The following is a 19,837-nucleotide window of genomic DNA, read 5'->3' as shown; positions in this document are numbered from 1 at the left end:
GCGCCCGCGCACCCGAGGAGCGGATGGATATGGATTTCGACTTAACCGAGGACCAGGAGACGATCGCCAAGGTTGCGCGTCAGCTCTTCGAGCACCGCGTCACCCCCGAACATCTCACCGAGCTCGAAGGCGGCGACGTGCGCCACGATGCCGAGCTGTGGCGTGAGCTGGCGACAGCCGACCTGCTCGGAATCTCGCTGCCCGAGAATGTGGGCGGCAGCGGCCGAGGCTTTGTCGAGTTGGCTTTGCTTCTCGCGGAGGTGGGTTGGAGCGTGGCGCCGGTGCCGGTCTACGCGACCCTGCTACTCGGCGCCGACACCATCGCCCGCTACGGCGACGACGCGCAGCGGCAGCGGTACCTTCCCTCTGTCATCGACGGCTCATGGCTACTCACAGCGGGTTTGGCAGAACCGGGCCGCTCGGACCCGACCCGGCCGGCGACCACAGCGCGTCGCGACGGCGACGGCTGGCGTCTCCACGGCACCAAGGAGCTGGTACCCGCGGCGCAGCTCGCCCGCACCATCCTCATCCCGGCCGCGCTCGACGACGGTGACGTCGGGGTCTTCCTCGTCGGCGCTGACTCCGACGGCATCGAGATCCGGCCTGTTGTGACGACAAACGGCGAACCGCATGCCGACGTCATCCTCGACGGTGCTCTCGCAACCGATCGAATTGCCGACGACGGCCGCGGGCTCCTCGAATCACTTTATGCGCGTGCGCTTGTCGGGCTGTGCGCGATCCAACTCGGCGTGACGGAGCGCGCGCTCCGGATGGCCGCGTCCTACACCACCGAACGCGAGCAGTTCGGCAGGCCGATCGGCAGCTTCCAGGCCGTGCAACAGCGGATGGCCGACGCCTTCATCGACGTCGAGGCCATCCGGTGGACCATGTGGCAGGCCGCCTGGCGCCTCGATCAGGGTGGGCTGCCTGGCCGCGAGGCAGGCATCGCGAAATTCTGGGCGGCCGATGCGGGCTCGCGCGTCGCGGCCACCGCTCAGCAGGTGCACGGCGGCATCGGCATCGACACCACCTATCCCCTGTTCCGCTACTTCCTGTGGGCCAAGCACAACGAGCTGACGCTCGGCTCGGCCTCGGCGCAGCTTGCGCGCCTCGCCGCCGCATATGTAGGAGGAGACCTATGACCACCACGAAGTTCCGCACCGCCACGCTGGACTGGCGCGACATCGACGTCGGCGACCAGGTGGCTCCCCTCGAGATCCCCGTCACCGCAACGGTCATCGTCGCGGCGGCCATCGCGTCGCGCGACTTCATGCCGGTGCACCACGATCCGGAGTTCGCCAAAAAGCAAGGCTCGCCCAACATGTTCATGAACATCCTCACCACCAACGGGCTGTGCGTGCGGTTTCTGACCGACTGGGCCGGTCCCGAAGCGATGGTGAAGCGCTTGGCGATCCGGTTGGGTGTGCCCGCGTTTCCCGACGATCCGCTGCGATTCACCGGCACCGTCACCGGCAAGTCCGAGGGCTCCGCCGATGGCGAGGGTCTCATCGAGGTCGAGTTCCGAGGCAGCAACAGCCTCGGCGACCACGTGTCGGGCACGGCGACCGTCAGCCTGCTCGAGGACAGGGTGGCGTGAGCGGCCTGAGCGGCCAGACCGCTATCGCGGGCATCGGCCAGACCGAATTCTCAAAGGAGTCCGGCCGAAGCGAGCTCCAACTCGCCTGCGAGGCGGTGAAAGCCGCCATCGACGACGCCGGGCTGGCGCCGAGCGACATCGACGGCATGGTCACGTTCACCATGGACTCGAGCGACGAGATCGAGATCGCCCGAAACGTCGGCATCGGCGACCTGACGTTCTTCAGCCGCGTGCACCACGGCGGCGGGGCCGCGGCGGGCACGGTGGTGCAGGCCGCCATGGCGGTGGCGACGGGTACGGCCGACGCCGTCGTGTGCTACCGCGCATTCAACGAGCGGTCCGGGTTCCGGTTCGGCGGTTCGGGTGCGCGGCCGACGGGCGAAACACCGTTGTTCATGGCGAACTACGCGCCTTTCGGGTTGTTGACGCCCGCGGCGTGGGTGGCGCTGCACGCCCAGCGGTACATGTCGACCTACGGCGTCACGAATGAGGACTTCGGCAGGATCTCCGTCGTCGACCGCGCGCACGCGGCCCGCAATCCCGACGCATGGTTCTACCAACGGCCGATCACGCTGGAGGACCATCAGAAGTCGCGGTGGGTCATCGAACCCGTTCTGCGCCTGCTCGACTGCTGCCAAGAGAGCGACGGCGGCGTCGCGATCGTCGTCACCAGCGCCGAGCGTGCGCGCGACCTTCCCCAACCGCCCGCGGTGATCACCGCAGCGGTCCAGGGCGCGGCCGCAGATGGCGAGATGATGACGAGCTACTACCGCGACGACATCACGGGTCTACCGGAAATGGGCGTCGTCGCCGAAAAGCTCTGGCGCGATTCGGAACTCAAGCCGACCGACATCCAGACCGCGTTCCTCTACGACCACTTCACCCCGTTCGTGTTCGCCCAATTGGAGGAGCTCGGTTTCTGTGGTCGCGGTGAGGCCAAGGACTTCGCGACGATCGAACGGCTCTCCCTCGGCGGGGAACTGCCGATCAATACGAACGGCGGTCTGCTCGGCGAGGCGTACATCCACGGCATGAACGGCATCACCGAGGGCGTCCGGCAGGTGCGTGGCACCTCCTACAACCAGGTCGACGGCGTCGAGCATGTCCTTGTCACATCCGGAACCGGTGTGCCGACGAGCGCACTGATCCTCGCGACGGACTGACACGGCCGCCATGACTTCAGCATCGACGGCAACCGATACCCGCGAGCTCATCATCGAGTCCGCGTTCGACTGCTTCCGTCGGCATGGCCTGGACAAGACGACCGTCGTCGACATCGCCAGGGCCGCAGATGTTTCGCGCAGCACAGTGTATGAGTATTTCCGCGACAAGGCACAGATCGTCGAGGCATGCGCGGAGGGCGCTTCGCAGAAGTTCTACCGCGAGATGGCCGCGGCGATGCGCAAAGGCGAGACGCTGGAGGACCAATTGGTTCGGGCGGGGGTCTTCGTGACAAGAGCCCGACGCGTCATCGAGCCGGAGGCATACTTCGACGAAGACGAGGTGAGCTTGCTGCTCACCAAGAACGCCGCATTGCTGTTGCGTGAGTGCGCCGAGTTCCTGGCGCCGTACCTCGCCGCGGCGAAGCTCACCGGCGAGGTACGCAAGGACCTCGATGTGGTGGCGGCGGGCGAGTGGTATGCGCGCATGCTCTTCTCGTTGTTCAGCACGCCGTCGGCGACATTGGATCTGGACGACGCGAGGGTGGTCGCCGATTTCGTGCGATCGCATGTGGTTCGAGGCTTCGCCCCGGACCGGCCGCCCCGCGCACGCTGACACTCCCCCTCGCGAGCAGTCGCAAAAGTACCCCAAAAGCCGTGGCTGAGGGTACTTTTGCGCCTGCTCGCCAGAGAAGGGCTAGGTGGGGTTCAGCTCGGCGAGCGCGTGGACCTGCTCGAGGTAGTGCTCCAGCGAGTGGTGGACGAACCGCGCGGACACCGTCGTCGTCCCCGCGGCGGCCATGGCGGCCAGTGTCTCTTTCGTCGCCTCGGGTTCTTTGACGGGGTCAAGCAGGTGGTCGGCGGGCAGCACCACCTCGAACCCCGGCGGAAGTTCGCGCGCCGCAAGCCATTCGGCGGCGGTGTCGAGCGAGATACCGAACGGGCACCAGCCCTCGGCGAGGGTGACCGCACGCCGCAGCGACCGCCTTGTCCGGCCGCCGATCCAGATCGGCATGCGCTCCTGAAGCGCGCACGGGTCGACGATCAAGCCGCCGAACGAGTAGTACTTGCCCGCATACACCGGCTCGTTGCTCGCCAATGCCGCACGCAGTGCCCGCAGCGCATCGTCGGCTCGGTCACCTCGATCGTCGAACGGTGCGCCGAGAAGGTCGAACTCCTCCTTGAGGGTGCCCACCCCGACGCCGAGGATGACCCGGCCGCCGCTGACGTGATCCAGTGTGCCGTAGCGCTTTACGATCGCCAGCGGGTGGTGGTATCCAAGCACCAGCGTCATGGTCGCCAACCGGATCTGTTTGGTGCGCGCCGATACATAGCCCAGCGTGGCGAGCGGATCCCAGTAGCGCGAGCCGCGCCTGCCCGCCTCGGTTGCGGGGATCCCGATGTGCTCGCTACACGTGAGATGGTGATAGCCAAGCCGATCCGCAGTCTCGGCGACTCGGCCGATCTCCTCGATCGACGCGTCTCTCTCCCACGTCAGCGGCGCTCCGGCGACGTTGGTGACGACGGGCGTGGCGATGGCAAGCTTCAATGCAGTGGCTCTTCGCCGGCCAGGATGGTGCGATGCATCAGGCGGCCACTGTCGACGGAATACTCCAGCACCCGGTGCATGGTGCCGGTGTTGTCCCACATCAGCAGGTCACCGGGCTGCCACTCGTGCCGGTAGACGTACTGCGGCTGGGTGGCCCAGTCGCGGAGGCGGGCCAGCAGCGCGCGGCTTTCCTCGACCGGCAGTCCGATCACGTAGTCCGCGGTGGCGCCGAGCAACAGCGACTTACGCCCTGACTGGTGCGTCCACACCATCGGACACGCCTTCGTCGGCGATTTCTGCCAGAAGGCGATCTCTTCGTGGCTCATCTCGGGCCGGACGTAGTACTGCGATCGCTCCGCGCTGTGCACGACGCGTAGTTCGGTGATGTAGTCCTTGTCGGCCTGCGGCAGATCGTCGTAGGCGGCGTAGGTGTTGCAGAACTCGGTTTCGCCGCCGGTGTCCGAGAGCTTGATCGCCCGCAGCAGCGTGGCCAGGTTCGGGTAGGGCTGCAGCGACCCGTCGAAGTGCCAGAACATCGAGCCCTTCAAGTATTCGGCTCGCTGGTTCACGTTCTTGTCGAGCGAGATCTTGTAAATGCCGCCCTGGCCTTCGTTTTCGGGTATCGCGCCCAGCGTCTTGGCGATCGCGACCTGCTGCTCGTCATCGATGTCCAGACCGCGGAAGAACACCACGCCACGCTGTTCCAGGGTGTCGCGGATGCTGCGGGCCGCCCGGCCGCTGAGCAGCGTGTCGAGATCGGTTCGGATCTCGCTGCCGATTCTCGGGGTGAGGTCGACGATGTCGAGCTGTGCAGATGTCAGTCCCATGGCGGATCAGCTCACCCTCGTGAGAATCGTGTTGGCCGAGTGCTTCACCCGCGGCTGCTTCCACAGTTCCACCGCCAGTGAGACGGTGATCAGCGAGTACAGCAGGTTGCGCAGGTTGGCGACGTCGTCGGGCAGCGGTTCGGAGTAGTCGAACTTGTCGATGTACGCGACCGCCTCATCGGCGACCGGGAACACCTCGTCGTAGAACGCTTTGATCTCTTCCATGGAGCTGTTGACGCGCTTGACGTATCGCTCGTGCCCGTCCTCGATCGCCCATTCGGGTACCAGGTGCTCGAGATGTGAAAACTCCTGCGGCAGAGTGGCATTCATGGTGTTTTCGCCTTCTCGCCGCCCTCGACGTAATCGCCGACGACCTTGTGCAGATGGCGCAGCAGGATCTCCTCGTCGTTCATCGTGAAGTGGGTCAGCGCACCGCTGTTGAGCATCGCCTGCAAACCCTCGGACGGGCTGGCGTCTTCGAGGATGATGTCGTTGAGGAATGTCATCGTCAGCTCCTGGCCCAGTCGCTCCTTGTGCGATGTGGGCGGCTGGTAATACGCCTCCGTCTCGAAGATGTGGGAGTGCGGTCCGGTGGGCCAGTGGGTGTGCACGGTGAAACCGGAGGCGCCGAAGATCAGCACGAAGTTCGGGAAGAACTGATAGGAGTCGAAGCCGTATTTTTCCGACCGGGTGGGATTGATTCCCGGCGGCATCGGCCCCCTGTCGATCCGCTTGTTCCACGGGCCGGCCGCGCTGGCCTCGAAAACGCACTCGATCGGCTTGGAGTACGGCGTTTTTCGGGACGGCTCGCCGGAGAAGGAGAACATCCGATGCGGGCCCTTGAGCTGGTAGGCCAGCGCATCGGTGAACGGGTTCGGTTGATCGAACGCGTCTCTGGCCTCTGCGGTCAGAGCGCCGAATGATGAGGCGTGCAGGTATGGCCCGTGGTAGCTCTCCGCGAATCCGTCCAGGAAGATCTTCCAGTTGCACTGCAGTTCGGCCTTGAACCTGTAGACCTGGTGCGGCCCTGCGAAGGGATAGCCCTCGATGCCGTGTGCGAGCTCGCCGAGAAACGACCGCACGGGCTCGGTGTTGTGCGGGTCGAGGTTGATGAAGATGAACCCCTCCCACACCTCGCACTGGATGGCAGGCACCCGACAGGCGTCGGCGTCGAAGTCGAGCAGCAGATCCGTGCGGGTGGCCGCGTGCAGCGTGCCGTCCAGTTTGTAGCGCCAGCCGTGAAAGCGGCAGTACAGTAGCGGCGCGCGGCCGGACACCTCCTGGAACGGGTCGTCCTCCCACAACATCTTGTTGCCCCGGTGCGGACAGATGTTGTGAAAAGCACGGATGACGTCGTCGCGGCCGCGCACGATGATGATCGAGGTGTTGAGGAACCTCAGCTCGCGGGTGAAATAGCTGCCTGACTTGGGCACCTGCTCGACGCGGCCCATGTAGAGCCACGTCTTGCGGAACACATGCTCGCGTTCCTTCTCGTAGAACTCGGGCGAAACGCAGTCCTCCAGCGACACCGGACCGCGGCCGAGTTCTGGATAGTCGTCGGTCCAATGTCCGCTTGCGGGTTTGGTCACCAGGCTGTTGTGACTCATGAGGCCCACCTCCTGGCCGAACGTAACAGCTGGTCGATTAGTCGAAACAGACGCAAAAGCTCAACACCCTGTTGCATATTTGGAACAGCAGCACGCCGAGGGAAGGGGTACATGGAACAGAACCTGCCCTTCGACGTGCATGCCCTGCTGGTATTCGGCAAGGTGGTGGAGAGCCGCAGCCTGTCGAAGGCGGCAGCGTTGCTCGGGATGCCCAAGTCGACCGTCAGCCGAAAGCTCACGAAGCTCGAGTCCGACCTCGGCATCAAGCTGCTGCGCAAGAACACCCACCAGCTGACCGTCACCGACCTCGGCGAGCAGGTCTATGCCTACGCCGTGAACATCATGACCGAGGCCAACGGCGTCCGGGCACTTGTCGAGGGCAGCAGGCAGGAGCCGCGCGGTGAGCTGAAGGTCGCGATTCCGGTCTTCGTCGGTATCGACTACGCGTCGCGGGTCGGCGCTACCTTCCTGCAGCGCTATCCCCGCTCCCGCCTCGACATCCGGCTGGTCGACACCATGGTCGATCCCGTCAAGGACGGCTTCGACGTGGTTTTCGGAACAGGGCCGCTGCAGGACTCGACGCTGATCGCCCGCAAGGTCTTCGATCTGGAGCTCTTTCTGTGCGCGTCAGCGGACTTCGTGCGAAACCTGGAGGAACCGCTCACCGCGCCGACGCAGCTGAACGCGCTGCCGTTCATCGACTTCGGCTTCGCGGGGCCACGCAAGCTGACGGTGTCGAAGAACAAGCGGCGACACGAGCTGGCGCCGACGGTCCGCGCCCGTGCCAACAACTTTCAGGTCTGCAAGGAGTACATCCTTGCGGGGCTCGGGATCGGCGCGATGCCCACGCAGATCATCTGCACCGCAGAGCTGCGCGACGGCAGCCTGGTACCTGTGCTGCCCGACTGGAGTCTGGAACCGCTCGAGGTGCACATGATCTACCCGTTCGAGCTGTCGTTCTCCACGCTCATCAGTGCCTTCTACGAGGCGGCGTGCGAGATCATCGTCGAGAACACGGCACGAGAATGAACAGAGCCGTGTTGGATGACGGAGTGTCAGGCATCATCCGGAGCCGAACCATTGCGGCGTCACCGCAAGCGATCTGGGACGTGCTCGCCGACTTCGGCTCCCTGAGTTCCTGGGCCGACGACGTCGACCACTCGTGCATCCTGCGCCACGGCCCCGACGGGCCGCTGGGTACCACCCGCCGCGTGCAGGTCGGGCGCAACACCTTTGTGGAGCGCATCATCGACTTCGACCCGCCGGTCACGCTGGCCTACCGCATCGAGGGCCTACCGACCCGGGTGCGCACGGCGGTGAACCGCTGGACGCTTGCGGCGAAGGCGTCCGCGACGCTGGTCACGTTGACCAGCACAGTGGAGGTCGACGCGGGACCGCTTTCAGGTGCCGTGGAGTGGATGGCGTGCCGCGGACTGGCAGGCACGTCCGACCGATTGCTGGCCGGGCTTGCTCATCGATTGGAGGACACCCATGTCTGACCGCAGACCCGACGTCGTCATCGTCATGACCGACGAGGAACGCGCAATCCCGCCCTACGAGTCGGCCGACGTACTGGACTGGCGGCAACGCACCCTCGGCGGTCGCCGCTGGTTCGACGACAACGGGGTCAGCTTCACGCGGCACTACACCGGTTCGCTCGCCTGCGTGCCGAGCCGGCCGACGATCTTCACCGGCCAGTACCCGGACCTGCACGGCGTCACCCAGACCGATGGCCTTGGCAAGCGCTACGACGACTCTCGCCTGCGCTGGCTGCGCGCAGGTGAGGTGCCAACGCTCGGAAACTGGTTTCGCGCCGCAGGATATGACACCCACTATGACGGCAAGTGGCACATCTCGCACGCCGACCTGGAGGATCCGGCGACGGGCAAACCGCTGGCCACCAATGACGACGACGGGGTCGTCGACTCCGCCGCCGTGCAGCGCTATCTCGACGCCGATCCGCTGGCGCGCTACGGTTTCTCCGGCTGGGTCGGCCCCGAGCCGCACGGAGCGGCCATGTCCAACAGTGGATTTCGGCGTGACCCGCTCGTCGCCGAGCGGGTCGTCGGGTGGCTGACCGACCGTTATGCGCGGCGCCGCGCCGGTGATCGCGCAGCGCTGCGTCCGTTCCTGCTCGTCGCGAGCTTCGTTAACCCACACGACATCGTGCTGTTTCCGGCGTGGGTGCGTCGCAGCCCGCTGAAGCCCTCGCCGAACGACCCGCCGAATGTGCCGCCGCCACCCACCGCCGACGAGGACCTGTCGACCAAACCTGCCGCACAGATCGCGTTCAGGGAGGCGTACTACTCCGGATACGGCCCCGCCCCGGCCATCGGCCGCACCTACAAACGGAATGCGCAACGCTACCGCGATCTCTACTACCGCCTGCACGCCGAAGTCGACAGCCCGATCGACCGAGTGCGTCGCGCCGTCACCGACGGCGGATCCGACAACGCCGTGCTGGTCCGCACCTCTGACCACGGCGATCTGCTCGGCGCGCACGGCGGCCTGCACCAGAAGTGGTTCAACCTCTACGACGAGGCCACCAGGGTGCCGTTCGTCGTCGCCCGCATCGGTGAGCGCGCGACGGCAGCGCGCACCGTCTCGGCGCCGACGTCGCACGTCGACCTGGTCCCGACCCTGCTCGGCGCGGCGGGCGTGGATGTGGAAGCCACGGCCCGGACACTGGCCGAGTCTTTCTCGGAGGTGCATCCGCTGCCCGGCCGTGACCTGATGCCGGTCGTCGACGGGGCCCGCGCCGACGAGGGCAGGCCGATCTATCTGATGACCCGCGACAACGTGCTCGAAGGCGACACCGGCGCCTCAGGCCTGGCCCGTCAACTCGGCCGCACCGCGAATCCGCCTGCACCGCTGCGCATCAAGGTGCCCGCTCACGTCTCGGCCAACTTCGAAGGTCTGGTGGTCTCGGTCTCCGACGCCGACGCACCCGGCGGGGCGGGACACCTATGGAAGTTGGTGCGCACCTTCGACGATCCGGCGACGTGGACCGAGCCGGGCGTGCGTCACCTCGCCGCGAACGGACTCGGCGGTGAGGCCTACCGAACGGAACCGCTCGACGACCAATGGGAGCTCTACGACCTGACCGGCGATCCTGTCGAGGCCGACAATCGGTGGTCCGACCCGAAGCTGCTCGAGCTGCGGCAACACCTGCGGACGCAACTCAAGCAGGCGCGGGCGTCGTCGGTGCCCGAGCGAAACAATCCGTGGCCCTATGTCGGCAGGCGCCCGCCCGCCAAACCGGAGGGCGTAGTGCGCCGCATGCTGACCCGACTCGGCAGATAGCCGCGATTTCGGCGCGTTCGCGTGCGCTCAGCGTATGTCAGCGCGCCGAAATCCCTCAGGAAGGCGAGCACCACTCGCCGCGGCGCAGCACGCCGGTGACCGCCAGCTCTGCGTCGAGCACCACCAGGTCGGCCGAGGCGCCCGGCACCAGGCCATCGGACGGAAAGCCAAGCGCCCGTGCGGGATTGATCGAGGCCTGCAGCACCACCGCCAGCAACGCGTCGTCACGGGCCGATCCGGAGTGCTCAACGGCGAATCGGAACTGATGGTCCATCGTCGCGGTGCTGCCGGCGATGGTCTCCGTGCCCGCGACGCGCGCGACCCCACCGACGACGTCAACGGCCAGCGGCCCCAGCCGGTAGCGGCCGTCACTCATGCCCGCCGCCGCCATCGAGTCGGTCACCAACGACACGCGATCGGGTCCGGCGCATCGGCAGACATGTCGATACAACGCCGGATCGACGTGAACCCCGTCGGTGATCAATTCCACTGTCACCCTTGCGTCTTCGAGCAGCGCAATGACCGGCCCCGGTTCACGGGTGTTGATCGGTCGCATCGCGTTGAACAGATGCGTGCCCACCGTCGCACCCGCGTCGATGGCCGCCCGAGTCTGGTCATACGTCGCCTCGGTGTGGCCGACCGCGGCCACCACACCCGCATCCACGATCTGCCGGATCGCCGCAAGGGCGCCGTCGCGTTCCGGCGCGATGGTGATCATCGCGACGGACCCGCCGCCAGCCTCCAGCACGCGGTCGATCTCGGCGGGGTCGGCATCGCGCATCAGCGCAGGCTGGTGAGCGCCGCACCGCTGCGTGGACAGCCATGGACCCTCCAGATGGATTCCGTCGAGGAGGCCGGCGCTGACGTCGGCGGCCAACCCTTCGACCTGACGCAGCAGGTCGTCCGGACCGGCCGTGACCAGGGAGGCGATCAGCGTGGTGGTGCCATGCCTGCGGTGATACGTCACGGCGGTGCGGGTGTCGGCGTGTTCGGCCGCAGAGAAGTTCGCTCCTCCCCCGCCGTGGCTGTGTGTGTCGACGAAGCCCGGCACCACCGTCACCGCGCCCAGATCGCGCTCGGCGGGCCGCGGCGCGGGGCCGGCTCCCACCGCAGCGACCAGGCCGTCGGAAACCTCAATCCAGCCGGGCCGCAACAACTCCCGGCCCGTCAGCAGCGTATCGGCGGTCATCAGCATGGCGATGCCTCAGATGCCCTGCCACTTCGGCTTCGAGAGATAGGTCTCGCGGTAGTAGTCGACGAGCTGAAGACGGCGGGCGGCGGCATCGTCGAGCAGCACCGTGACGTGCGGGTGGTGCTGCAGGATGGTGGCCGGCCACAGCGCGCTGACCGCGCCCTCGACCAGGTGGTGCACGGCTTCGGCCTTGCCGCGGCCGGTGGCCACCAGGATCACATGCCTGGCCGCCATGATCGTCGCCAGGCCCTGGGTCAGGCAGTGGGTGGGCACCGCGTCCAGGTCGTCATCGAAGAAGCGGGCGTTGTCGATGCGCGTCTGCCTGGTCAGCGTCTTGATCCGGGTGCGCGACGCCAGCGAGGAGCCCGGCTCGTTGAATGCGATGTGCCCGTCGGTGCCGATCCCGAGGATCTGCAGATCGACGCCGCCCGCCGCCTGTATCGCGCTCTCGAATGCCGCGCAGGCAGCGGGGATGTCGGACGCAAGGCCGTCAGGACCCTCGACGGCTCCGGGTGCGAAATCCACCCGCGACACGAACACGTCCTCGATGACGGTGCGATACCGCTGCGGATGGTCGGCGGGCAGGCCGACGTACTCGTCAAGGGTGAAACCACGCGCCTGCCGGAACGAAATCGCGCCGGCCTCGCAGCGCGCCGCCAGCTCGTCATAGATCGCCAGCGGGGACGATCCGGTGGCAAGACCGAGCACCGCGGCCGGCTTGCGGTGCAACAGGTCGGCGATCGCGTCGGCGGCAACGGCGCCGATCTCCTCGGCGCCGGACAGGATGACGACTTCCATCTACTTGTTCGCGGTGAAAAGCGCTGCGCCGGAGTCGATCTCCGCACCTGAGGCAACCGCTTCCGATGGCACGACGTTGTCGGATTCACGTTCGTCCATGACCACGACGGGAACGATCGGGTTGAGCCCCTTGGTTTCGATGGCGGGGACGTCGTAGGTGATGATGAGCTGCCCCGCGGCGACGTCGTCGCCCTGTGCCGCGTGGGTGGTGAAGCCTTCACCCTTCAGCGCGACGGTGTCCAGACCGAGGTGGACCAGAACGCCGACGTTGTCGGATGTCATGACGATGTAGGCGTGCGGCATGAGCTTGAGCAGTTTGCCGCTGACCGGTGCGACCGCCTCCACCACCCCGCGCGGAGGATCGACCGCGGCTCCGTAGCCAACCATCCCCTGAGAGAACACCGGGTCGGGAACGTCCTCGAGCCGAACTGCGCGCCCCGCGACCGGGGCCTGGACCAGTGTCTTGCTCACCCACCAAACAATACGAGTGTGCTCGCAACCGGGTCTCAACTTCGCGGGTTCTCGTCTAAGCTACCGCTGGCGCTTGCGCGGCAGTGTCATGCGCGGCAGAGAAGGGTGACCGGCAATGAGCGACGCGGCGAAACCTCAAGCGATCAAGCAAAAGTCAGGCATGCGCATCCCCGGATTCGCGCAGCTGCAGCGACTGGGCAAGAGCCTCATGCTGCCGATCGCGGTGTTGCCCGCGGCCGGAATCCTGCTGCGACTCGGCCAGCCCGACCTGCTGGGCAGGATCGAGGCGCCGGTCATCGGATCGTTCTTCAAGGCGATGAGCGCCGCGGGCGACGCGCTGTTCTCCAACCTCCCGCTGCTGTTCGCCGTCGGCGTCGCGATCGGCTTCGCCAGGAAAGCCGACGGCTCCACCGCGCTGGCAGCCGTCGTCGGCTATCTGGTGGTGGAGGCCGTCTTCAAGACCATGTCACCGATCGTCCTGGCAGGCGAGGTGGACAAGGCGGGCGACCAGGCGCAGATCAACTACAGCGTATTCGCGGGCATCGTGGTCGGCCTGCTCACCGCCTGGCTATTCGACCGCTACCACACCATCAAGCTGCCGTCGTACCTCGGATTCTTCGGCGGCAGGCGATTCGTCCCGATCGTCGTATCGGTGGCGTGCCTGTTCCTCGCATTCGCGATGAGCTACTTCTATCCGATCTTCGATGCGGGGCTGACCGCGCTCGGCGAGTTCATCGGTGGCGCGGGTGCCCTCGGTGCGTTCGTATACGGCTTTGCCAACCGCATGCTGATCCCGCTCGGGCTGCATCACATCCCGAACTCCTACATCTGGTTCCTCTACGGCGACTATCAGCCGCCCGGCGGGGGCGACGCCGTCACCGGTGAGCTGACCCGGTTCGCCGCGGGCGACCCCACCGCGGGCATCCTGACGTCCGGCTTCTACCCGATTCTGATGTTCGGGTTGCCTGCGGCGGCGCTGGCGATGATCCACGTGGCGAACAAGAAACAGCGAAAGGTCGCGGTCGGCATTCTGGCCGCGGCGGGTCTGACCGCGTTTCTGACCGGCGTCACCGAGCCGCTGGAATTCGCCTTCATGTTCGTCGCGTTCCCGCTCTACCTGATCCACGCCGTCTTGACGGGACTGTCCCTGGCGATTGCCTACCTGCTCGACATCCACCTCGGCTTCTCGTTCTCGGCGGGCCTCATCGATCTGCTGCTCTACGGCACCGCCCCGGCAGCGAAGAACATCCCGCTGCTCATCGGGATGGGGGTCGTCTTCTTCGTCGTCTACTACCTGCTGTTCCGGTTCGCGATCACCCGATGGAACCTGCGGACGCCGGGCTGGGAACCGGAGGACGAGTTCGAGGCCGAGGAGCAAGCCAACCTCGGCGAGGGCACCGACTCCGCAACCGCCGTCACGGCCACCGGATCGGGCACGGCGACGGCGGTCGCAACTGCGCCGGTTACGACCGACAGCAAGGCCGAACAGGTCATCGCGGCGTTCGGCGGGCGCGCCAACTTGGTGAACGTGGACGCCTGCATCACCCGGCTTCGGGTCGAGGTCAACGACAAGGACAAGGTCGATCAGGCCAGCCTGAAGAGCCTCGGAGCCGCAGGCGTCATCGAGGTCGGCAACAGCGTCCAAGCGGTGTTCGGTACCGACGCCGAGGCGCTGAAGAACGACATCAACGACGTTCTCTAGCGGGACACCGCGGCCAACCCGTACCTGGCCGAAACGCGATCACAGCACCGCGAAGAGCTCCAACTGGATGTTGTCCGGGTCGCGGAAAACCACTGTCGCATAAGGAAACGGCACGTCTCCGGTTCTGATGCCGGAGTGCTCGATGCCCAGCTCGTCAAGCCACGCCGTCCACGCCTCCAGCTCCGCGCGCCCGGCGACGTTGAAGCCCACGTGGTCCAGCCCGGTCTTGGCCTCGTCGAATTGCTCACCGTCGTTGCCGGTGTTGGTGTGCAGCCCGATCGCGAGGCCCGAGCCCGGTTCGAGGAGCAACACGCCGTAGCCGGTGTGTTCGCATTCGTAGTGGGGAAACGTCATGGGCACGCGCTCGGCACGAAAGACGCGCTGATACCAGGCCACACTGGGCTCGATATCGCGGACGGTCACGGAGAAATGATGGATCCCAGTAATCGCTGGGGCGGTTCCCTCGGTCACGTGCAAGATGGTGCCATGAGCAATGACTCGGCCGCCGCAATCCGGCAAGAGCGCCGCGACTGGATGGCCAAACACCGCGAGATCTACCTGCAGTCGGGTGGCACGAAGGGCCACATCGTCGACATCTCCGATACCGGTGGACATGCCTTCACCACGCACTGCCTGATCCGGCTGCATGGCCGCAGGTCCGGCAAGACGCGCATCGTTCCGCTCATCTATGGCGATATCGGCGGCGAGGTGGTGATCGTCGCGTCCAAGGGTGGCGCCGATTCGCACCCGGACTGGTACCTCAACCTTCGCGACAGCGAGCACGTCGATGTCCAGATCGCAACGCAAGCCTTCCGCGCGGCCTGGCGTGAGCCCAGAGATGAAGAGCGGCATCGGATCTGGGACTTTATGGTCTCCATCTATCCGCCGTATCTGACATATCAGCGATCAACGGCACGGCACATCCCGGTCGTCATGCTCGAGCCGGGCTCGCCTATCGAGGTGTTCCGCGAGTCCGACCTTCAGTCCTCCTAGACCGCAGCGGTCGTCACGCCCTCGGGGCGGGTTCCGGAGACCAGGAAGCCGGTGTAGGAGGTGAAGAACCGACCCGCCGCGTCGGCCGCTTGCAGTTCGTCCCGCCAGCGGTCGGCGTCCTCGCGGTCGACGGCGCCTTCGGTGACCAGACCGTCGGCTGTGGCGAAGAAGCTGAAGATCCGGTCGGCGACATCGAGGTCGTCGGATATCAGCGTCTTCGGATGCGCTTCGACGTCGCCGAGACCGGCTTCTGAAAACAGCCCGACCATCTGACGGCCGATCCAGCCCGACGGAAATCGGTCGCACCAAGCATTGAGGATCCTTCGCGTGATGGCCCGGTTCGCCGAGTCGATCGTCAGCGTCTCCCAGTCATTGTCGAATGCCACCAGCACCCCGCCGGGACGGAGGACCCGGACCATTTCGCGGATCGCCGACGCGGGTTCGGGAATGTGCTGCAACACCCGATCGATACGGCAGCCGTCGAACGAGCCTTCCTCGTAGGGCAACCGGGTCGCGTCGGCGACGTCGAACGACAAGCCGGCGATGCCGGCGTGCCGCTTGCGGGCGGCCTCCACCATCGCTTGACTGCCGTCGATCGCGACCACCGAACCGCCAGGTGCGACGCGGCCCGCCAGCGCGGCGGCGTCGTCCCCCAGTCCGCAACCGACCTCGAGGACCGTGCTGCCCGGCGTCGCGGCGAGCAGGTCGTAGCTTTCACGCTTGCACTCGGCGAAGAACGGGAGTGAGTCGATCAGCGTCAGGCAGCTGGCGAATACCTCGAAATCCGACGCACGGTCCACACTTTGGAACCCGGAGGCGAGGTCATCGTGGGACTCCATGACGCCAACGATAGGACTTAGGGCGCCGGGTCGGTGAGATAGTGCGTGAGAACGGGTTTGAGCCAGGCGGCCAGCGCCTTGTCGTCCATGTCGACGAGCGGCGGAATGCCGATGATGTAGCGCGCGACCGCGATTCCGAGCAGTTGGGCGCCGATGAGCGCGGCCCGTTCGGCTGGCCGGTCGATCGCCACGTCGGCCAACGCCGGAGCGACCTGCCGCGCGAAGACGTCGAGCAGCGCATCGGCTGCCGCCCGGCTCGACGACGCGGCGCGCAGCAGCGGCAGAAACGGCCCGTCGGGTCCCCACACCTCGACGAAGAGCGGCAACATCACCTCGGCGACGTTCTCCGGTGCCACCCCGGACAGGTCCGGCGGCGAGATGTCGAGGCGCGACACGGCGCCGAAGAGTCCGTCCTTGTTGCCGAAGTAATGCATCACCAGGGCCGGATCGACACCCGCGGCCGAGGCGACCGACCGGATCGTCGTCTTCTCGAACCCGCTTGCTCCGAACTGCATCCTCGCCGCGGCAAGGATGGCGGCCTTGGTGGCGGCCGGGTCACGTGTCCTCGATGCCATCCGACCAGTGTATTCAACAGTTGTTGACAAGTGTCGGATGTCGACCTACTGTCAGTTCAACAAGCGTTGAACTCCAGGGAGGGCGACATGTCCGTCACCGCTATCCAGATCGGGCTGCACCCCGGTGCCGTCGACTACCAATCCGCCGACTTCGCCCAGTTCAAGGGGCTCACCAGGGAAGGTCTGGCCAAGGCCAACAGCGACAATGTCGCCGGCCTGCGCGCCGCCGGCTACGAGGTCGACAACTGTCTGATCCAGACCGGCCAAGCCGGTGCCGAGAAGGCCCGCGCGTGGCTGGCCGGGAAGCGCTATGACGCCGTGTTGATCGGCGCGGGCGTGCGTCTGGTGGCGAGCAACACCCTGCTGTTCGAGGCGATCGTTAATGCGGCGCACGCCGCCAATCCCGACTGCCGGTTCGTGTTCAACTACTCGGCGACGTCGACGCCCGACGATATCCGCCGGTGGTACCCCAACCCTGCCGACGCGACCCCGGCGGCGTGACCATGACCGACTCCCACAGCGTTGACGTCCTCGTCGTCGGCGCCGGGCCCGCCGGCTTGACCGCGGCAGGCGACCTGGCCAGGTGCGGCCGTTCGGTGGTGGTGCTTGAACGCTGGCCGGAGATGAACCCCTCCAGCCGTGCGTTCGCCACGATGGCGCGGACCCTCGAAGTGCTCGACGCCCGCGGGTTGGCCGAGGACGTTCTTGCGCACGCACACCGCGCTGCGGGTGTCTCCATCTTCGCCGGCGCGCGAATCGATCTGACGCATCTGCGTTCGGCGTATCAGTTCGTCGCGGTCACGCCGCAAACCAACGTCGAAAGGGCGCTGGCGGGCTATGCCGCGGCGCAGGGTGCCGACATCCGGCGTGGCTTCGAAGTCGTTGCACTCGACCAGGATTCGCAGGGCGTGACGGTCGCGGCGCGCCAGAAGGGCGACGACGATTCGCAGCACCAGACATGGCACGCGAAATACGTGATCGGCGCCGACGGCGCACACAGCACCGTGCGGGATCTCGTCGGCGCCGACTTTCCCGGCAAGACCATCCTGTCCTCGATGGTGCTGGCCGACGTGTTGCTGTCCGACGGGCCGACCAGCGGCGAGCTCACCCTTGGCAGCACCCGCGACGCGATCGGGTTCCTCGCGCCGTATGACCGCGGCGATCACGACGGCGCGTGGTACCGGGCAATGGTCTGGGATCGCCACCATCAGGTACCCGACACCGAGGCCGCTACCGCCGCCGAGGTGATCGATGTCCTCACCCGGGCGATGGGCCACGATCTCGGGGTGCGCGAGGTCGGTTGGTTGTCGCGGTTCCACTGCGACGAACGCCAGGTCGCCCACTACCGGCACGGTCGCGTGTTCCTCGCCGGCGACGCCGCCCACGTGCACTCCCCGATGGGCGGGCAGGGTATGAACACCGGGATACAGGACGCCGTGAACCTGGCGTGGAAGCTCGACGCGGCACTCGGCGGTGCTCCAGACGACGTGCTCGACACCTACCAGAGCGAACGCCACCCCATCGGCAGGCGGGTTCTCCGGCAAAGCGGCTTGATGGCGCGCGGCGCGACGCTGCATCCGCGCATCGCCCGCGGGGTGCGAAACCTGCTCGCGCCGAGGCTGCTTCGCCTGCCGCGGATTCGCGATGCGGTGGCGGGCAGCTTCGCAGGCACCGAGTTGCGGTATGCACACCGGCGAGGTGAGAACCCGCTCGTCGGCACAAGGGCGACAATGATCCCGCTCCTCGAAGGTCCGCTGACACAGCTACAGCGCGACGCGGGCTTCGTCCTTGTTCGCGAACGTGGAGCGCCGGTGACCGAGATTCATGGGCTTGTCGAGGCGCAACGCGCCGACGGGGGTCCCGCGGTGCTCGTTCGCCCCGACGGCTATATCGCCTGGGTCGGAGAGTCGTCTGACACCGACGCCGTGACGTCGGCGCTGCGCCGATGGATTGGGTCTATTTCTCGGGAAGGAACACCGCGGCTGCGGTCGCGGCGATGACAGCCAGCGCGACGATGGTGCCCGCGACCGCGGCCCAGCCGTAACCGTCGTAGGCAACCCCGCCGAACCAGCCGAAGAGGCTTGAACCGCCGTAGTAGAACAGGTTGTACAACGACGAGGCCTGCGCCTTGCCCTTCGGCGCCGACTGTCCGGTCCAGCCCGCGGCGATCGAATGCGCGCCGAAAAAGCCCGCGGTGGCGATCAGCAGACCTGCCAGGACGACGAACACGTTGGCGCTCAACGTGATCGCGACACCCGCGGCCATGATCGCGATGGATGCCAACAGCACCGGTTTGCGCCCGAACCGGGTGGCTTCCGCGCCTGCGCGCGACGAGGCCCAGGTCCCGGCGAGATAAGCCACGAAGACCAGGCTGACGAGGTAGGGCGCCAGGTGGAAAGGCGCCGCAGTCAACCGGAACCCGAGGAAGTTGTACAGCGCGACGAAGCCACCCATGAGCAGAAACCCCTGCGCGAAGAGGGCCAGTTGGCGTGGTGTGCGCAGGTTGGCGAGCAGCCGGTCGGCAAGGCTGCCTTCGGGATTGGCGCCGGACCGCTTCGAAGGGATGAAACCTTGGGGTTGAGGGGCGAGCTTGACGAAGCACAGCGCCGCGACGCCACACAGCACCGCAACGGTGAAGACGCCGACCCGCCACCCGGCGACCTCCGCGACCGGGCTAGACACCAAACGACCCAACAGGCCACCGATGGTGGTGCCAGCCACGAATGTGCCCGCTGCCCTCGCGGCGTGCGCGGGGTCGATCTCCTCGGTGAGGTAGGCGATCGCGATTGCCGGCACGCCGCCGATGACCAGCCCCTCGACGAACCGACCCGCAAGCAGCAGTTCAAAGGTGGGTGCGAACGGGACGAGCAGCCCAACGGCCGTCGCAACGGTGACCGACAGCGAAATCGCCCTTACCCTGCCGATGCGGTCGGCCAGGGTGGACCACGGGATCACACCGACGGCTAGGCCGACGGTCGACGCGGAGATCGTCAGCGCTGCGTTCGCCGCGCCGATACCCAGGTCGGCCGAGATGAGCGGAAGGACCGCCTGCGGCGAATACAGCTGAGCGAACGTCGCCACACCCGCACAGAACAACGCGGCGAGCAGTCGCCCGTAGGCGGCCGACCCGCGGCTATGCCCTGCCCATGTCGGTGGGGCAGCGTGTTCGATGGTCACCGATTTGACGGTAGAAGGCCTGATCTGATGTGTCTAATGCATGGTGT

22 protein-coding genes are annotated in these 19,837 nt (G+C 66.5%); 11 read left to right on the top strand and 11 right to left on the bottom strand.

The window, feature by feature from the left end; all coding sequences use genetic code 11:
* Window positions 1-29: 29 nt before the first annotated feature.
* From D6M19_RS06180 to D6M19_RS06165, 4 genes are read left to right on the top strand one after another with little or no spacing between them, the layout of a single operon-like run.
* Window positions 30-1,142 carry an acyl-CoA dehydrogenase family protein gene (locus tag D6M19_RS06180; protein WP_123024305.1) on the top strand — a complete coding sequence of 371 codons (1,113 nt, stop codon included), beginning with the start codon at window positions 30-32 and terminating at the stop codon, window positions 1,140-1,142.
* Entirely contained in the window at window positions 1,139-1,597 is a 459-nt protein-coding gene (locus D6M19_RS06175; RefSeq protein ID WP_123024304.1) for a MaoC family dehydratase, read from the top strand. Before D6M19_RS06180 ends, D6M19_RS06175 begins: the two co-directional genes overlap by 4 nt.
* Window positions 1,594-2,760 carry a lipid-transfer protein gene (locus D6M19_RS06170; protein WP_123024303.1) on the top strand — a complete coding sequence of 389 codons (1,167 nt, stop codon included), beginning with the start codon at window positions 1,594-1,596 and terminating at the stop codon, window positions 2,758-2,760. Before D6M19_RS06175 ends, D6M19_RS06170 begins: the two co-directional genes overlap by 4 nt.
* A gap of 10 nt (window positions 2,761-2,770) precedes the next feature.
* On the top strand, window positions 2,771-3,373 hold the full coding sequence (locus D6M19_RS06165) for a TetR/AcrR family transcriptional regulator (RefSeq protein WP_123024302.1): 603 nt from the start codon (window positions 2,771-2,773) through the stop codon (window positions 3,371-3,373).
* An 81-nt stretch (window positions 3,374-3,454) separates the two neighbouring features.
* Here D6M19_RS06165 and D6M19_RS06160 read toward each other — a convergent pair whose 3' ends face one another.
* From D6M19_RS06160 to D6M19_RS06145, 4 genes are read right to left on the bottom strand one after another with little or no spacing between them, the layout of a single operon-like run.
* Window positions 3,455-4,306: a TIGR03619 family F420-dependent LLM class oxidoreductase gene (locus D6M19_RS06160; RefSeq protein WP_123024301.1), complete on the bottom strand. Its 852-nt coding sequence runs from the start codon at window positions 4,304-4,306 to the stop codon at window positions 3,455-3,457.
* The gene (locus tag D6M19_RS06155; protein WP_123024300.1) at window positions 4,303-5,133 is read right to left on the bottom strand and encodes a TauD/TfdA dioxygenase family protein; all 831 of its coding nucleotides are present in this window, start codon (window positions 5,131-5,133) and stop codon (window positions 4,303-4,305) included. Before D6M19_RS06155 ends, D6M19_RS06160 begins: the two co-directional genes overlap by 4 nt.
* Window positions 5,134-5,139: 6 nt before the next feature.
* Complete coding sequence (locus D6M19_RS06150; RefSeq protein ID WP_123024299.1) at window positions 5,140-5,463, bottom strand: hypothetical protein; 324 nt, start codon at window positions 5,461-5,463, stop codon at window positions 5,140-5,142.
* Window positions 5,460-6,740: an aromatic ring-hydroxylating oxygenase subunit alpha gene (locus D6M19_RS06145; protein ID WP_123024298.1), complete on the bottom strand. Its 1,281-nt coding sequence runs from the start codon at window positions 6,738-6,740 to the stop codon at window positions 5,460-5,462. Before D6M19_RS06145 ends, D6M19_RS06150 begins: the two co-directional genes overlap by 4 nt.
* Window positions 6,741-6,851: 111 nt before the next feature.
* Here D6M19_RS06145 and D6M19_RS06140 point away from each other — a divergent pair, with 111 nt between their 5' ends.
* From D6M19_RS06140 to D6M19_RS06130, 3 genes are read left to right on the top strand one after another with little or no spacing between them, the layout of a single operon-like run.
* Window positions 6,852-7,769, top strand: coding sequence for a LysR family transcriptional regulator (locus D6M19_RS06140; protein ID WP_123024297.1), 918 nt, complete (start codon window positions 6,852-6,854; stop codon window positions 7,767-7,769).
* The gene (locus tag D6M19_RS06135; protein ID WP_164478349.1) at window positions 7,766-8,239 is read left to right on the top strand and encodes an SRPBCC family protein; all 474 of its coding nucleotides are present in this window, start codon (window positions 7,766-7,768) and stop codon (window positions 8,237-8,239) included. Before D6M19_RS06140 ends, D6M19_RS06135 begins: the two co-directional genes overlap by 4 nt.
* Window positions 8,232-10,043 carry a sulfatase-like hydrolase/transferase gene (locus D6M19_RS06130; protein WP_123024296.1) on the top strand — a complete coding sequence of 604 codons (1,812 nt, stop codon included), beginning with the start codon at window positions 8,232-8,234 and terminating at the stop codon, window positions 10,041-10,043. Before D6M19_RS06135 ends, D6M19_RS06130 begins: the two co-directional genes overlap by 8 nt.
* Before the next feature lie 55 nt (window positions 10,044-10,098).
* On the opposite strand, the gene nagA is transcribed toward D6M19_RS06130, so the two are convergent.
* The 3 genes from nagA to D6M19_RS06115 are packed head-to-tail and all read right to left on the bottom strand — an operon-like array spanning window position 10,099 to window position 12,504.
* Window positions 10,099-11,238, bottom strand: coding sequence for an N-acetylglucosamine-6-phosphate deacetylase (nagA, locus tag D6M19_RS06125; RefSeq protein WP_123024295.1), 1,140 nt, complete (start codon window positions 11,236-11,238; stop codon window positions 10,099-10,101).
* 9 nt (window positions 11,239-11,247) lie between these two features.
* Entirely contained in the window at window positions 11,248-12,033 is a 786-nt protein-coding gene (nagB, locus tag D6M19_RS06120) for a glucosamine-6-phosphate deaminase (protein ID WP_123024294.1), read from the bottom strand.
* Window positions 12,034-12,504, bottom strand: coding sequence for a PTS sugar transporter subunit IIA (locus D6M19_RS06115; protein ID WP_123024293.1), 471 nt, complete (start codon window positions 12,502-12,504; stop codon window positions 12,034-12,036).
* 115 nt (window positions 12,505-12,619) lie between these two features.
* On the opposite strand from D6M19_RS06115, the gene D6M19_RS06110 reads away from it, so the two are divergent.
* Window positions 12,620-14,206, top strand: coding sequence for a PTS transporter subunit EIIC (locus tag D6M19_RS06110; RefSeq protein WP_123024292.1), 1,587 nt, complete (start codon window positions 12,620-12,622; stop codon window positions 14,204-14,206).
* 39 nt (window positions 14,207-14,245) lie between these two features.
* Here D6M19_RS06110 and D6M19_RS06105 read toward each other — a convergent pair whose 3' ends face one another.
* Window positions 14,246-14,677 carry a VOC family protein gene (locus D6M19_RS06105; protein ID WP_123024291.1) on the bottom strand — a complete coding sequence of 144 codons (432 nt, stop codon included), beginning with the start codon at window positions 14,675-14,677 and terminating at the stop codon, window positions 14,246-14,248.
* A 15-nt stretch (window positions 14,678-14,692) separates the two neighbouring features.
* On the opposite strand from D6M19_RS06105, the gene D6M19_RS06100 reads away from it, so the two are divergent.
* A complete protein-coding gene (locus tag D6M19_RS06100) occupies window positions 14,693-15,199 on the top strand; it encodes a nitroreductase/quinone reductase family protein (RefSeq protein WP_123024493.1) in 507 nt (168 codons plus the stop codon).
* On the opposite strand, the gene D6M19_RS06095 is transcribed toward D6M19_RS06100, so the two are convergent.
* Together D6M19_RS06095 and D6M19_RS06090 are read right to left on the bottom strand one after the other, a co-directional pair.
* Window positions 15,196-16,038 carry a class I SAM-dependent methyltransferase gene (locus tag D6M19_RS06095; RefSeq protein ID WP_123024290.1) on the bottom strand — a complete coding sequence of 281 codons (843 nt, stop codon included), beginning with the start codon at window positions 16,036-16,038 and terminating at the stop codon, window positions 15,196-15,198. The genes D6M19_RS06100 and D6M19_RS06095 overlap by 4 nt on opposite strands.
* Before the next feature lie 17 nt (window positions 16,039-16,055).
* Complete coding sequence (locus D6M19_RS06090) at window positions 16,056-16,613, bottom strand: TetR/AcrR family transcriptional regulator (RefSeq protein WP_123024289.1); 558 nt, start codon at window positions 16,611-16,613, stop codon at window positions 16,056-16,058.
* Between the two features lie 87 nt (window positions 16,614-16,700).
* On the opposite strand from D6M19_RS06090, the gene D6M19_RS06085 reads away from it, so the two are divergent.
* Complete coding sequence (locus D6M19_RS06085) at window positions 16,701-17,114, top strand: hypothetical protein (RefSeq protein ID WP_123024492.1); 414 nt, start codon at window positions 16,701-16,703, stop codon at window positions 17,112-17,114.
* Between the two features lie 2 nt (window positions 17,115-17,116).
* Window positions 17,117-18,613, top strand: coding sequence for an FAD-dependent monooxygenase (locus tag D6M19_RS06080; RefSeq protein WP_123024288.1), 1,497 nt, complete (start codon window positions 17,117-17,119; stop codon window positions 18,611-18,613).
* Here the strand turns inward: D6M19_RS06080 and D6M19_RS06075 are convergent.
* Window positions 18,570-19,790, bottom strand: coding sequence for an MFS transporter (locus D6M19_RS06075; RefSeq protein WP_123024287.1), 1,221 nt, complete (start codon window positions 19,788-19,790; stop codon window positions 18,570-18,572). The two genes, D6M19_RS06080 and D6M19_RS06075, sit on opposite strands and share 44 nt — an antisense overlap.
* Window positions 19,791-19,837: the final 47 nt, after the last annotated feature.

Source organism: Mycolicibacterium stellerae (genome assembly GCF_003719305.1).
Lineage (GTDB): Bacteria > Actinomycetota > Actinomycetes > Mycobacteriales > Mycobacteriaceae > Mycobacterium > Mycobacterium stellerae.
Note: the sequence above shows the minus strand (reverse complement) of the source record. Positions and strands in the feature narration are given on the sequence as shown.